At 45.1% G+C, this 14,329-nt stretch carries 9 protein-coding genes; 6 read left to right on the forward strand and 3 right to left on the reverse strand.

Annotated features, from left to right (window positions below; all coding sequences use genetic code 11):
- Nucleotides 1-5: 5 nt before the first annotated feature.
- A complete protein-coding gene (locus CSH93_RS10270; protein WP_100643146.1) occupies nucleotides 6-1,697 on the reverse strand; it encodes an ATP-binding protein in 1,692 nt (563 codons plus the stop codon).
- A gap of 191 nt (nucleotides 1,698-1,888) precedes the next feature.
- Here CSH93_RS10270 and CSH93_RS10275 point away from each other — a divergent pair, with 191 nt between their 5' ends.
- The 4 genes from CSH93_RS10275 to katG all read left to right on the forward strand — a co-directional run bounded on the left by CSH93_RS10275 (nucleotide 1,889) and on the right by katG (nucleotide 7,415).
- Nucleotides 1,889-2,371 (forward strand): CreA family protein, encoded by a 483-nt coding sequence (locus CSH93_RS10275; protein WP_100643147.1) that lies wholly within the window; start codon nucleotides 1,889-1,891, stop codon nucleotides 2,369-2,371.
- A gap of 118 nt (nucleotides 2,372-2,489) precedes the next feature.
- Nucleotides 2,490-3,482 (forward strand): LysM peptidoglycan-binding domain-containing protein, encoded by a 993-nt coding sequence (locus tag CSH93_RS10280; protein WP_164078343.1) that lies wholly within the window; start codon nucleotides 2,490-2,492, stop codon nucleotides 3,480-3,482.
- Nucleotides 3,483-3,551: 69 nt separating this feature from the next.
- Nucleotides 3,552-4,940: an MFS transporter gene (locus tag CSH93_RS10285; RefSeq protein ID WP_100643149.1), complete on the forward strand. Its 1,389-nt coding sequence runs from the start codon at nucleotides 3,552-3,554 to the stop codon at nucleotides 4,938-4,940.
- Nucleotides 4,941-5,165: 225 nt separating this feature from the next.
- Nucleotides 5,166-7,415 carry a catalase/peroxidase HPI gene (gene katG / locus CSH93_RS10290; protein WP_100643150.1) on the forward strand — a complete coding sequence of 750 codons (2,250 nt, stop codon included), beginning with the start codon at nucleotides 5,166-5,168 and terminating at the stop codon, nucleotides 7,413-7,415.
- Nucleotides 7,416-7,474: 59 nt separating this feature from the next.
- Here katG and CSH93_RS10295 read toward each other — a convergent pair whose 3' ends face one another.
- Both CSH93_RS10295 and CSH93_RS10300 read right to left on the reverse strand, forming a co-directional pair.
- The gene (locus tag CSH93_RS10295; protein WP_100643151.1) at nucleotides 7,475-8,908 is read right to left on the reverse strand and encodes a DUF1996 domain-containing protein; all 1,434 of its coding nucleotides are present in this window, start codon (nucleotides 8,906-8,908) and stop codon (nucleotides 7,475-7,477) included.
- A 266-nt stretch (nucleotides 8,909-9,174) separates the two neighbouring features.
- Nucleotides 9,175-9,780, reverse strand: coding sequence for a TetR/AcrR family transcriptional regulator (locus CSH93_RS10300; RefSeq protein WP_100643152.1), 606 nt, complete (start codon nucleotides 9,778-9,780; stop codon nucleotides 9,175-9,177).
- A gap of 320 nt (nucleotides 9,781-10,100) precedes the next feature.
- On the opposite strand from CSH93_RS10300, the gene CSH93_RS10305 reads away from it, so the two are divergent.
- Nucleotides 10,101-11,180 carry an efflux RND transporter periplasmic adaptor subunit gene (locus tag CSH93_RS10305; protein ID WP_205663279.1) on the forward strand — a complete coding sequence of 360 codons (1,080 nt, stop codon included), beginning with the start codon at nucleotides 10,101-10,103 and terminating at the stop codon, nucleotides 11,178-11,180.
- Nucleotides 11,181-11,184: 4 nt separating this feature from the next.
- Nucleotides 11,185-14,223: an efflux RND transporter permease subunit gene (locus tag CSH93_RS10310; RefSeq protein ID WP_100643153.1), complete on the forward strand. Its 3,039-nt coding sequence runs from the start codon at nucleotides 11,185-11,187 to the stop codon at nucleotides 14,221-14,223.
- Nucleotides 14,224-14,329: the final 106 nt, after the last annotated feature.

Here is a 14,329-nt window from a genome sequence, read left to right on the forward strand (position 1 = left end):
GGCCTTTATTCTACGTTTGAAACGGGCGAGTAATATTTAGCGATGGTTGAAACCAGTTGTTCGATTTCAATAGGCTTGGATAGATAGTCACTCATACCTGCGTCAAGGCATTGATCTTTATCGCCTTTGAGAGCATTTGCTGTGAGCGCAACAATCGGCGTAGCTTGCCAATGATGGCCAGCTTTACCTGAACGAATCAACTGCGTTGCTTCAAACCCATCCATTACCGGCATCTGGCAATCCATCAGAATAATGTCGATGCTATTTTGAGGAGCTTTTGATAAATATCCGATGGCTTCTTCACCGTTTTCAACCACATCGGTTGTGACGTTATGCTGAGATAGCATTTCTTGAACAATGGTTTGATTGATGAAGTTATCTTCAACAATTAGTGCTTTACATCCTGATATATCCAAAGGCTTATTCTTTGTCGCTTTGCGCTTTGGCGCCATGCCCTTTTGTAAGGTGACATAAAAGGAAAATTCTGAGCCTTGACCCTCTTCACTTTTAACTGAAATAGAGCCGTTCATTAAGCGAAGTATTTGTTTACATATGAGTAATCCCAGTCCTGTACCTTGTGCTTTTTTTGTGCTGCTATGGTCGAGTTGATGAAAGGGTTGAAAAAGCTGCCCGATTTGTTCCTGCGTCATGCCAATACCCGTATCCTTTACGCTACATTTCAACGAATAAGCATCCTCTAATTGACGAACCGAGACCATAACGCTAACTGCACCTTGCTGAGTAAACTTGTTCGCATTGCTAAGTAAATTAATGAGTACCTGTTGTAAGCGCGTTTTGTCACCTTCGATCCAAATGCCTTCGGTTTGTTCAATCGAGAGGATTAGCTGGTTGCCTTGTTGTTGAAAGGCCTGCTCAAGGAGAGCCGTTGTGTGAGTGAAAAACTCGCTAAGTTCGAAATTGACCGGTGAGATAGTGAGTTTACCAGCCTCGATTTTGGCGTAGTCTAATATGTCGTTGACGATTTGCGATAACAGCGTCGCACTTTGTTTTGCCATGCTTAATTTGCTGCGCTGATTGTCATTCAGGTTAGATTGATCAAAGGTGTCGAGTAAACCGCTAACGCCGGCAATAGGCGTGCGAATTTCGTGACTCATATTCGCCAAAAAGCGCGTTTTTGCTTTAGCTGAGGCTTCTGATTCCAAGCGTAACTGATGTTCTTTCTCAAACATGAATTCTATTTTAGTGAACAAATAGCTGATGCCGTTTAATACAATCAGTTGTCCAACAGCGGTGACGATTAGCCAGCGATCAGCGCCCATCACATAGTCGAAGTCTAAGGCGATATTGAAACTCAAATACAAGCCTAGGTTAGTGAGTAGTATAAATAGCCAACGTACCCACGTTCTTGTATAAACGGCTATGGTGAAAGTGCTCACTAAGACGGCGATCCCTGCGTGTGCAATGCTTGCATTGTTGTAACAATTCATCCAGCCGGCAACCATCAACAGCGCACTTAAGCTAAGCGATAATGCATTGGGGCTTAAGTACGCCCGTGCTAAGTAAATTGCGAGCACAAAGCTAAATATTAAGCCTAAAACGATTAAACCTAGCGGACGGAATTCAGACACAAAGTTGAAGTAAACAATGATGCTGATGAGCGGAATGAGCAGCAAAATCAGCGCCCTCAACATTGAGGTGATATAGGCGTGCTTCAATGAATCGCTATCTATATGCATATATAAGGCTAAATAACGCGGCAATAACTGACTTGAGTATTGCTGCTAATGAAAGGGTTTACAACTATTCACTGATTTTGCCAGCGTAACAAAACATACTTAAAGTCAAGCTAAGTTCAACGATGCAGCTTTACAATGTTTTAATATCATTGAATGATAAAGAGGAAATGTGCCATAGATGAGGGATTACAATGATTTCGGCTATTCATAAAAAGCTAATGTTTGGAATATGCACAGCTCTATTGTTTGGGTGCAGTGACAGTGAGGTGGGTGATGTATCACTTGGCGTATTTACCACCAAAGATATAAAAGTGGATGCGTTAACGGATCCACTTATTCCCGGAGTTACCTGCCATATCTCCAGTATAGAGGCTGATTTGGATTTTTCAGATCCATCCGATAGTGCCATAGCCTGTCGACAAACAGGATCCATTACGCTTGATATGCTGGCCAAAATTGATCGCTCAGATTCCGGCGAGGTGGTGTTTAAAAAATCAAAAAGTATTTTTTTCAAGAATATGAAAGTACGCCGTATTTTTGATGCGGATGCGCAAACGTTGATTTATTTGTCCTATAGCACAAAGGAAACGTCGGGGAGTTTTAAGCATAGCTTGTCTACAGTGCCACTTTGGGGGACAGACGCCTACGTTATCCCATCAGCAAAAGGAGTGTAGGAAAAATATGTTCATATCAGCTGATGGACGAAATTATGTCACTTACTCATAATACGACAGCACAGCGTAATTCAGAGAAGTAATGCTTAATCAAATGAGGACGAGTAAACAAATGTTTATGGGGAAGATTCTGTTCTTGCTATTGTGTGTAGGGTTGTTTGTTAATGGGTGTGCAAATCCACACAGCAACGAGTCGGCGGCAAAAAATATTGCAAAACCCCTGACCACTAAAACAGTCCAGTCACTCATCAATGCTTACTTAAAAAATAACAATGTGGAAAAGGCAAGAGAGTTACTGGCGACTATTCCGCAGCAAGACTTCACGTCTTCATTATTTTTATCCAAAGCCGAGTTGCATTTTTTGGAAGGAAGCATGGATGAAGCTGAAGCTGCGTTGAGTATGGCAAATTCATTGGGCACTGATAGTGTTTTTAAGCAGACTCAACCGTCGTTAATCAGTGTTCTTTGTAGCCAAAATAGATTCCACACACTGGAGCAAATAGTTCAACACTGGGATGGCTCCCAACCAGATGATTTTTCAATACAGCAGGCAATAATGTGTTTGCTGCGGCAAGAGCGTTTTGATGAATTGGTGAATTTATTTAATCCCGCCATGGTCTCGGACAATAGTGAAGCTTTTCTGCATTTATTCGCTGCAAGAGTATTACTTGCCAAAGAAAACCGGTCGGCGGCGTTTGAGCAATATCAAATGTTCATACAAAAGCGCGAGATAGTCAGCGCAGAGATCCTTTGGCAGGAAATTGAATATTTGAGATATGCCAATAATCCAAAAGCGATGGGTGAAGTGATTGCGGTATTGATTAGTCTCTATCCAGATAGTCAAGAAGCGCTAAAGGGAAGAACATTGTCACAGATATCCAACTTGCCAATCGATGGTAATGATAAGTCACCTTCAAACACACAGCAGAAAAAACAGAAATCAGTTGAAGGACTGGATACTAATGCAGTTACACATGACATTGAAAAAGGCGAGACGCTCTACAGTATCTCCAAGAAATATGGCGTTAGCGTTGATGAGTTGCGACGCCTTAATTCAGCGCTGGATATTTATGATATCAGTATAGGAACGCGTTTAATTATCAGTAATTAACGTTTTAGCGCGCGGAAGCACAGTGATTTTGTGCTATTCTGCGCGTAAATTCTCCTCAATAAGAAAACTGTGAAGTCTTTCACGCCAACTACCGTTGCTTTGATCGCTGTTTGTTGTGGCTACTTAATCACACCTATGGGGATGGCTGCCGTTAATGTTGCGATCCCTGATTTAGCGGCAGATCTGCAGGCTAATGCAAACAAAGTCGCGTGGTTACCCACGATATATCTACTCAGCAATGTTGCCTTCATGTTGCCGGCTGGCAAGCTTGCAGATATGTATGGGCGTAAAAAGGTGTATACATTAGGCCTTATTTTTACGGCTCTTACCTCGATACTGTGTGGGTTTGCTAGCAGCATAGACGAAGTATTGCTGTGGCGCTTTCTGCAAGGCATAGCCGGTGCCATGATATTTGGTACAGGGATCGCAATTGTGTCTTCTGTGACACCGTCAGAAAGGCGGGGTAGAGCATTAGGGATTGTGGCGGCATTTGTGTATGTCGGGCTAACCATCGCGCCAGCTATTGGTGGTTGGCTTACGGAGCACTGGGGTTGGCAAGCGGTGTTCTACTTTCAAGCACCTCCCATGTTGGCGCTGGCGTTATTTATGTTGCTTAAGCTGCCCGGAGAATGGAAGAGTAGTAAGCAAGAGCGTTTTGATATTGGCGGCACGCTACTGTTTATAGCGTTTTCTTTTGCATTAGTGCTAGGACTGAGTCAACTAAATTCATTCAGTGGTGCACTATTAATGGCAGGTGCAGTACTTAGCTTGCTCGCTTTTATCATGCATCAGCGCAGGCGCGAACACCCCCTCATCCGAGTGCAACTGTTTAAAGAAAGTCGGATTTTTAGTTTATCGCTGACAACGTCCTTCTTTATGTACGGTAGTAATTTTGCAGTGGCATTTTTGATGAGCCTTTATTTGCAATATGTCAAAGGGTTGTCACCCTCTCATGCGGGCCAAGTGCTTCTTCTTCAAGCCATGGCTATGGCATTAGTGGCACCCTTTGCAGGCCGTTTGGCGGATAAGTTTGAACCCCGTATTTTGGCAACGCTAGGTTGCATTATTGTAGGTGTCGGTTTTGTTCTGCTCAGTCAAATAAATGTGTTAACCAGTACGTTTGTCATAAGTGCTGCATTGATTGCGATGGGCGCGGGTTTTGGCTTGTTTTCTACGCCGAACAACAACGCCATCATGGGAGCCGTTGACGAAAAAGAGGTGGGCGTTGCGTCTGCATCAATGAACTTGTCACGTACCATTGGGAACCTCTTTGGCATGAGTATCGTGAATCTTATTATCCAATCGATGATTGGTGCTCAAGCACTGGCAAGCGCAAACGCGGAGGATATTGTCGAGGCACTGTCTTTTGCCTTTGGATTGTCATTGTTAGGGGTCATTATTGCGGCGATAACCTCTTCAGTTCGAGGACGAAAAACGTCTGTTCAGCCCGACGAATAAGGGCTTTTCGGCTTAAATCAAATATTTAGATTAATTCAATCGATTTAATTTAAGACACATTTTCTTACATTCGTTCCTATACTTAACCAACTAATTTGCTTTGGCATTTTGCCAATGCGCCAAAGAAATTGGTCTGCAACCTAGAGTGCTATTTTGTCTGGGTTACTTATTTCAAAATAAAACAATGAAAACATTTGCAGATTTAAATATAGAGGAATTAGGACAATGAAATCGCAACGCCTATTTATGAAAACGGCTATTGCCGGTGTTGTGAGCATGATGCTCGCGTCAGCACCAACATTTGCGGAAAAAGCAGAAATATCTAAACCGAAAGGGCCAATGGGCTCAGGCTCCGTAAAAGCGGGTCAACCAAAGTCAAACCAGTTTTGGTGGCCAGATCAACTTGACCTTTCATCGTTGCGCGACCACGACAGTCGCTCTAATCCTTATGGCGCTGATTTTGACTATGGTAAAGCATTTCTAAGCTTGGATTTGGACGCGGTTAAAAAAGACATTGATGCAGTTTTAACTGAATCCCAAGATTGGTGGCCAGCTGACTTTGGCAACTATGGTCCATTTTTTATTCGTATGACATGGCATAGTGCAGGTACATATCGTACCTTGGATGGCCGCGGTGGTGCTGGTGGTGGTCAACAACGTTTCGACCCACTCAACAGCTGGCCTGACAACGGCAACCTTGACAAGGCTCGCCGTTTACTCTGGCCTATCAAGCAAAAATACGGTGAAGCGTTATCGTGGGCTGATTTAATGGTATTGGCGGGTAACGTTGCATTAGAAAACATGGGTTTCCAAACCTATGGATTCGCCGGTGGACGTGCTGACGATTGGGAACCTGATTTGGTTTACTGGGGCCCAGAAGTTGAAATGCTAGCAAGTGACCGGGAAGCGCGTGACGGAAAACTTCAACGTCCTCTTGGTGCGACGCACATGGGTCTTATCTACGTAAATCCAGAAGGTCCAAAGGGTAAGCCTGACCCAATGGGGTCGGCCAAAAATATTCGTGTTGCCTTTGGCCGCATGGCCATGAACGATGAAGAGACGGTAGCATTGGTCGCTGGTGGTCACACGTTCGGTAAAATGCACGGTGCACATAAACCTTCTGATTGTATGTCCGCGGAGCCTGGTGCTGCACCGATTGAGCAACAAGGCTTAGGTTGGAAAAACAAGTGTGGTAAAGGCCACTCTGAAGACACTGTAACCAGTGGTTTAGAAGGCGCTTGGACACAAATGCCAACCAAATGGACGTCGTTGTACTTGAGTAATTTGTTAAACAACGAATGGGTACAAACACGTAGCCCTGCAGGTGCAATTCAGTGGATCCCTAAAGATGAAGCAATGCATACTGCTGCCCCTGATGCTCACGTTGAAGGAAAGCGCAACCCGGTTGTTATGACGACTGCTGACCTAGCGCTTAAATATGATCCAGAGTATCGCAAAATTGCTGAGCGCTTTTTGGCGGACCCTGAAGAATACCGTTTAGCCTTTGCCAAAGCATGGTACAAATTGACTCACCGTGATATGGGACCTCCTAGCAATTTCTTGGGTAAAGAAGTACCGAAAGATACGTTGATTTGGCAAGACCCAATTGATCAGAAGAGTGTCTCTAAGATCAATGATCGTGATGTAACGAAACTGAAAAAAGCTGTTATGAAGTCAGGCTTAAGCGTTCAAGAACTTGTGCGCACCGCGTGGGCTTCAGCGGCTAGCTATCGTCACTCAGACATGCGCGGTGGTACTAATGGTGGTCGTTTAGCGTTAGCGCCTCAAAATGGTTGGGAAGTGAATAACCCAGAAGAAACCACTAAGGTTATCAATGCATTGAAAGACATCCAGAAAGACTTTAAAGGAAAAGTCTCTATGGCTGACTTAATTGTTATTGGTGGCGCGGCGGCTATCGAAAAGGCTGCTAAAGACGCTGGATTTGATGTGAAAGTTCCAGTTAAGCCGGGTCGTGGCGATGCAACACAAGAGCAAACGGACCTTGAGTCGTTTTCTTTACTTGAGCTTCAAGCGGATGGCTTTAGAAACTACTTCGACGCCGCTGAGGCATTTGAATCGCCAACCGATAGCCTTGTCGATAAAGCAGACCAATTGAACCTTACAGTGCCTGAAATGACAGTGCTGGTAGGTGGTATGCGTGCGTTGGACGCGAACTACAAAGGTGCTAAGCACGGTGTGTTTACTGATAAGCCTGGCACACTGAGCAACGATTTCTTTGTCAATCTATTGGATATGTCATATGCATGGCAAAAGACTGATAAAGATGGCGTTTATCAAGGTGTTGAACGTAAATCAGGTGAAGTGAAATGGACAGCTACACCGGTAGACCTTGTTTTCGGCAGTAACTCTGAGTTGCGTGCCGTGGCTGAAGTTTACGCGTTTGATACATCTAAGAAAAAGTTTGTGGATGATTTCATCGCAGCTTGGACTAAGGTAATGAATCTAGGTCGATAAGGTATCTAGGTTAAAAGCGAAAGGCCGCCTCGTTGTCGTGTTCGAGGCGGCCTTTTTGTTTAATATCCCATACCTCGGTTCACAATTGGCGGCTCAAACTGAGTACCGGGTTGTGTTCCCGATAATCTGAATCCATTGCCCATGTTGCCATCGTGACAATCAAGCTGGCCCTGAATACAAATATCAATAATGGTTTGCAATATTTCAGGTTGCCACGCATTAAACCAATCAGCATGCAGCGATAAACCGCCCGGTGAATTCTCACTTACCTCATACATATCTGACGCTAAACGCCAGCCTGCGCTACTTTTGGTTGCCGGATCGTAAACCTCAGGCGTTACTCCAAAGGCATAATGAAAGCTAACTCGAATAATGGGTACAGGGTGAGACTCGGGACAGGCCATTCCTAATTGCCCTCCCTGATCGGCAGGATAGGCTAAATGAGATTGATGATCATCTGAATCAAGATTAACGCCGTCCCAACAACTCGGAAAGAAAATATCCATGCGCACTCTGTCAGGGGCCTCACACTCAGGAATTGATGCACTCCAGCGTGGGTTTTGTGCATCGCTGGATCCCCAGCTTTGACAGTGCCATCGAACAATGGCGCTGTCTTGTTCCATGCCGGGCATTGTTTTACTGTTGCCAGCAATCATTTTTAAGCCTAAAGGAATGGGTTGAATGGCATTTAAATCATCAACACCGGCTGAGTAATAAAAAATTTCATGCGCGACATCGTCATTGCCCACGACTGCTGGAACCACTTGCCAAGCAGGTTGACCATTTTCGTCTAATGCGCGCGAACCATCAGCAGTGTATTGGGGGGCAAGCAAGGCGGGCGTCCAATAGGCCGAACGATTCAAAGTATTCCCCTGACAACTCGACTCGCCAGTAGTGAAAAGTTGCAATATGTCGCTATTTTCGTCGGTTAATAAGTTTCCGTAAAAGCGGTGTAAATGAGCTCCGTCACCTTCACCGAAATACACAATGGGGTCGTCGTAACTGGAGTGTGAAAAGTCACAGTTGATCCTAAATATGCCCCGCCAGCTATTGTCAGCCGTTGGGCTAGGCACTACATTGGTTGGCACTACATCAGAGTGATGGGACTCTGCATCAGTGGATGAGAATACACTCACTATTTCCCATTCCAATTGGGTTTCAGTTGTTGCTGAATTGCTGTTATTAAAACCTTTAATAGAGAGTGATTGCTCACCTACTTCTAGTCCGATTAGTAACAAAGGACTTTCGCAATTAACGATGTCTTGGTCATTTAGCTTGCATTGATAGTAATCGGCATCAGTGGAGTCGAAGTTGATTTCCGCAAATGCGTCATAGGTTATGCTGGGTGGCCCTGATGATATGCTGATGGGCTGCAGTTCCGTTTCGAACGGTGCACTTGAAACTTCACTTGCGGCAATATTTTCAGTTCCGCTTCCACTGCATCCTGTGAGATACCCTAGCAGCAACACAGCGGTAATATGGCAATGTTTCATCGTAGTTCCTCTTACTCTATTTGGGGATGTATTACGCAAATTAATCAGTCGTATTGGATAGTAGTGGAGGGCAGGTCAAGTGCTGTCAGCACAGTGTAAAGTTATGTAAAGACTTAAAATGAGTGTGGACAAGTTGGAACTGTGGCATTGGCGCGCTGGGGACTGCCCCGGCACGTTACGCATTACATAATGCAGTTACGCTGGCGCTTCTAGTGATAGGATGTCGCGCCTCTTTGAACAGAGGGCGTTTTCAGAGTGTATTGGAATTACAATTGATAGTAGCTAAGAAACATATCCACGGTTTGTTCTGCTAGTACGGCCTTTTGTTCTGCATTCAATGCTGGCATCGCATGTAATAACTGTGGCCATAGTGCTTGCCCTTTGAGTAGACTCAAAATTTGCTCGTTGGCGACTCGCGGTTCAACACGTTTGAGTTTACCGTCTTCCATTGCATGCTTGAGCCAACGGATCATCGCGGTTTCTTGATCAAAGAAATCGGCAATTTCATCTTCAAAGTTTTCTGGACTATACAAGCAATGTGCCAATGCAACCCGCGTAAGTTCAAGCATTTCTGCTTGCCCCATCAAACTGAGTTGGTTGTCTACCAAGTTCATTAATTGTGACTTTAGATCACGATTGGGATCGTAGGGGGCATCAAAACCAAGAACGCTTTTCCCCCAAATATCTTTAACGATATGCGTGACTAATAATTCTTTGCTTGGAAAGTGGTTGTATACCGTTCGCTTTGATACCTGAGCAAGCTCAGCAATTTTGTCCATGCTGGTATGACTTACACCAAATTGTTGAAACGCGCGTCTTGCTCCCTCAAGAATCGCCTCTCGTTTTATTTCACTGCGTTTTTTGGTTGTCATCTCAAAGTCGATTCAGTCATACATCTTGTTTATCTTTACACTGATCAGTTTACTTTTCAAATTTTTAGACTAAACTACACGGTATAGTTTACTTTTGGGTGTCGTTTCCTTGTCATTCAGGTGATGCCGGAGTATCTGCAAAAGCAACTACAATTTATTGAGATTAACAATAGCAAGAGTGCTTTCCTCGGCTAGGCTTAATTTTATAAATGTGTTCGTGCAATGTTAGATATCCAGGCCAATTGATGTTTGAGTTGAATGTAAGTGCAATTTCGCAATCCTGACATGAGATATAACACGCTACTGCTTATGGGATTAAAATGAGTCATAGATCTTTACCACAACGTCGACTTATCGCTATGTTAGTGCTGGCAGCGTCTATGCTAACGCTATCAGCCTGCACGGATGAATCTAAAGCCGAAAGAGCTCAACTTCCGGTGCAAGCTGTAAAGCTGGCCGCGACAATCAGTAATCCAAATCAAACGGAGCGAGCCTTTCCAGCTGAGGTTTCAGCGGTGAAAACCTTGGACGTTAGCTTTGAAGTCTCGGGTAGGTTGGTAATGGAAAATTTGCTTACAGGTACTCAGGTCAAGCAAGGAGAAATCTTAGCGAAGATTGATCAAACGCCATTTGAACAACGACTACGTGAAACGACAGCACGTTTGGATCAAGCTGAGAGAGATTTAGCCCGCACAAAGTCAACTTTCGAGAAAGGGTTGTCTTCACAAGCGCAATTGGACGACGCCAAAACAGCTTGGGAACTGGCCGTCATAGCACGTGATAAAGCGCAGCAAGATCTGAGTTATACAGCCCTAACGGCACCTTTTGATGCGCAGGTGTCTGAGCGTATCGTTGAAAACAATAGTTATGTACGTGCGGGCGAGACCGTTGCCAAAATACAAGATGTATCGCGTTTTTATTTCAATATTAATGTGCCTGAACGTTTACTTAGCAGTTATCAAAAAGGTTCACCCGTTGAAGCGAGTGCTAGCATTGTTTCCGCGCCGCACAAACAATATGTGCTGCAATATGTTGAACACGCAACGCAGCCGGATCCGATAACACAAACATACAAGGTCGTGTTTGCAGCTGATGGACGCGATAGTAGCTTAACGCCCGGGGCCAGAGCAGTTGTTAAAGTCACACTAGGCTATAAGACGTTTGATACTGGCGTATTAGTTCCGTTCACGGCGCTGCAGGGCAACGATACCGAAGGGTTCCATGTTTGGCGCTTCAACGAGGCTGATTCAACGGTTAACCGCATTAACATCAATGTTCTGCAGATTGAAGGTGGCTACGCATTAGTCAGTGGGGATATTGCACTAGGTCAACAAGTGGTTGCTGCAGGTGGCGCCAAAATGCGTGATGGCTTAGTCGTTAAACCGTATACAGCGGAGTAGTCGAATGGATATCGCGCGCTACTCTATTAAAAATCCGGTTAATGTTTGGCTAATGATTTTGGTTCTGTTAGTGGGGGGGATATTTGCACTCGGCTCTATTGGACGCTTGGAAGATCCCGCATTTACCATCAAACAAGTGCAAGTGGTAACGCAATTTCCGGGGGCCAGTGCTGAAAAGGTTGAGCATGAAATCACCGAGCCTCTCGAAATAGCCATTCAGCAAATGTCGCAATTGCATCAATTGGAGTCAATTTCTAAACCAGGGGTATCGGAAATCACTGTAGAGGTGAAGTCTACTTTCGATTCGGATGTGCTTCCGCAGATCTGGGATGAATTGAGGAAACGCCTGCGTGATGTCGAGAAGAACCTGCCGGTCGGTGCGCGAACACCCAATGTGTATGATGATTTTGGTGATGTTTATGGCATGTACTACGCCCTAAGTGCGCCAGAATTTTCGCCAAATGAACTGCGCGAATTTGCTCGCATAATCAGGCGAGAACTTTTAGTGACTGAAGGGGTTGCGAAGGTTCAAGTAAGTGGTGTACGTCAAGAACAGCTAGTTGCCTATATTAACCCGTTTGAGTTGGCCGGTTTTGGTATTTCTTTTCCTGATTTGACCAATCTATTAGCGGACAACCTAAAACCGTTTAATGGCGGACGTATTCAGGTTGAGGGGCAAAAAGTGCGTTTGCTGGTAGAGAATCCTGTCGACCGATTGGATGAAATATATAACTTGTCTTTGGTGGTTCCCGGTACTAGCCGTTCTATTAAAATTCGAGATGTAGCGGAACTGCGTTTTGAGCCTCTCGACATTCAACCGGTGCTGATTAGGTACCAAGGACATGAAGCGATTACGTTGGCCGTGTCAGCTTTGAATGATGTCAATATTGTAGAGGTTGGTGAGCGGGTAAACGCCAAAGTTGGGCAATTACTCAATGAATTGCCGGCTGGCATCACGCTGGCGCCCATATATGATCAAGCTGCACTGGTAGACGAATCGGTACAAGGGTTTATCAATAACCTCATTTTGTCAGTTACCGTGGTAACGCTCACCTTAATGGCATTTATGGGTTGGCGTAGTGGCATGGTAGTTGGCTCTGTATTGCTTATCACGGTTATGGGCACCGTGTTGCTGATGTGGTTAATGGGTTTGCAGCTGGAGCGGATTTCCTTAGGCGCAATGGTTATCGCCATGGGCATGTTAGTCGACAATGCGATTGTAGTGGCTGAAGGTATGATGCTGCGTATGCGTCAAGGTAAGTCTGCGATTGAAGCGGCTAGCTTTATCGTCAAGCGCACCCAATGGCCATTGCTTGGCGCCACGGTTATTGGCATTGCGGCATTCTCCGGCATCGGATTGTCAGATGATGCAACAGGTGAGTTTTTGTATTCATTGTTTGCCGTTGTTATGGTTTCTTTACTACTGAGCTGGGTGCTTGCGGCGACCGTTGTGCCGTTATTTGGTAAGTATTTCTACAAAGTAGGTACTGAAGAAGAGTCTGATACCAGTAATGGCGTCGTATATACCGGGTATTTAAAAGTGCTCTCGGCAGCGCTGAAATTACGTTGGCTTACCGTTGCAGTACTGCTGGCGATTACTTTGGTGGCTTATGCCGGCTTTGGTATGGTTAAGCAGGGCTTCTTCCCGGCATCCAATGCACCACTGTTTTTTGTGCACTACTGGGGCCCGCAATCCCAGGACATACGACAAACAGCAGATGTTGTGGCAAAAGCTGAGTCTCTACTTCTTGATAGCGAAAATGTAGTGTCAGTAACCAGTTTTATCGGTCGTGGTGCCGATCGTTTTACCCTAACGTATGGCCCGCAGCAGCCCAATGAAAGCTACGGTTTCTTCCTCGTCAAGATGGAGTCACGTGATCAGATTGACGGTTTAATAAAGGACTTATCTGCTCGTTTGTCCAATGTTGACTTGGATGCGCATTTTTATACCGAGCGGATGCAATTCGGACCGGGTGGTGGTGCTAAGATAGCCGCTCGTTTTTCTGGCCCTAATACTGAGGTGCTAAGAGAGTTGGCCGCTAAGGCGGAAGCCGTTATGTTACAAGATGGGCAGATCCGCGATATTCGTCATAACTGGCGAGAGAAAGGTATGGCGCTAAATGCGCATTTCGATGCGTTTAATGCCGGGATCGCGGGTGTTTCACGCACAGATTTTACCCAAGCCATTCAGTATGCATCGATAGGTGTTGAGTTGGGGCGTTTACAGGATGGTGACTATAGCTATTCTATCCGCGCAAAGATGGCAGGACTCAATGTACCTGAGGTCGATGCAATAGAGAATAGCCAGGTATGGAGTTCAGGACAGCGAGAATATATCCCCTTCCATCAGGTGTCTGAGGGGCTCGAATTAGTCAATGAAGAAACGCAAATTCACCGCCGTAATCGATTAAGAACCATAACAGTATTGGCAGAGCCTGGTTTCAATGAAACTGCAGGAAAAGCGTTTGCACGTATTCAGCCTCGCATTGAGGCGATTCCATTACCTGATGGATATTCATTGGAGTGGGGCGGCGAATACGAGTCCTCTCGAGATGCACAGCAGGCATTGGGTACTGGTCTTCCGGTCGGGTTCTTGGTCATGTTGTTGATTTCAGTGTTGTTGTTTGGTCGGGTACGACAGCCATTGATTATTTGGTTGATCGTGCCGATGGCAGCAGTTGGTGTTGTGAGCGGGCTGCTTGCTACTGATATGCCGTTTGGCTTTATGTCCTTGCTAGGTTTCTTGAGCTTGTTTGGTATGTTGATAAAGAATGCCATTGTGCTGTTAGAAGAGATAGATTTGCAGATCGCTGAAGGGCGCGCGCCGAATATTGCCATTCTTACTGCCAGTGCATCAAGGTTACGGCCTGTAGCATTGGCTGCAATAACCACCATTTTAGGAATGGCGCCATTGTTGTCTGATGCGTTTTTCGCTGATATGTCGGTGACAATAATGGGCGGACTCGCATTTGCTACAGTGCTGACACTGATTGCTGTACCCGTGTTTTACAGTATTTTCTATCGGGTGAGTTACCGGCAATAATGGTTGGTGTTCACGTTGAGTATACAGCTATACGTCTAGTGACTATACCCAACGTAGACCTTCAGTAACTGTGCTCATTTATGTGAGCGGATCAAACTTAAAAGGT

Source organism: Neoalteromonas facilis (assembly GCF_002807665.1).
GTDB lineage: Bacteria > Pseudomonadota > Gammaproteobacteria > Enterobacterales > Alteromonadaceae > Alteromonas_E > Alteromonas_E facilis.

Bases quoted from the DNA above. Each gene is read 5' to 3' on its own strand.
- CSH93_RS10270 (WP_100643146.1), bottom strand. From the start codon at position 1,697: ATGCATATAGATAGCGATTCATTGAAGCACGCCTATATCACCTCAATG.
- CSH93_RS10275 (WP_100643147.1), top strand. From the start codon at position 1,889: ATGATTTCGGCTATTCATAAAAAGCTAATGTTTGGAATATGCACAGCT.
- CSH93_RS10280 (WP_164078343.1), top strand. From the start codon at position 2,490: ATGGGGAAGATTCTGTTCTTGCTATTGTGTGTAGGGTTGTTTGTTAAT.
- katG (WP_100643150.1), top strand. From the start codon at position 5,166: ATGAAATCGCAACGCCTATTTATGAAAACGGCTATTGCCGGTGTTGTG.
- CSH93_RS10295 (WP_100643151.1), bottom strand. From the start codon at position 8,908: ATGAAACATTGCCATATTACCGCTGTGTTGCTGCTAGGGTATCTCACA.
- CSH93_RS10300 (WP_100643152.1), bottom strand. From the start codon at position 9,780: ATGACAACCAAAAAACGCAGTGAAATAAAACGAGAGGCGATTCTTGAG.
- CSH93_RS10305 (WP_205663279.1), top strand. From the start codon at position 10,101: ATGAGTCATAGATCTTTACCACAACGTCGACTTATCGCTATGTTAGTG.
- CSH93_RS10310 (WP_100643153.1), top strand. From the start codon at position 11,185: ATGGATATCGCGCGCTACTCTATTAAAAATCCGGTTAATGTTTGGCTA.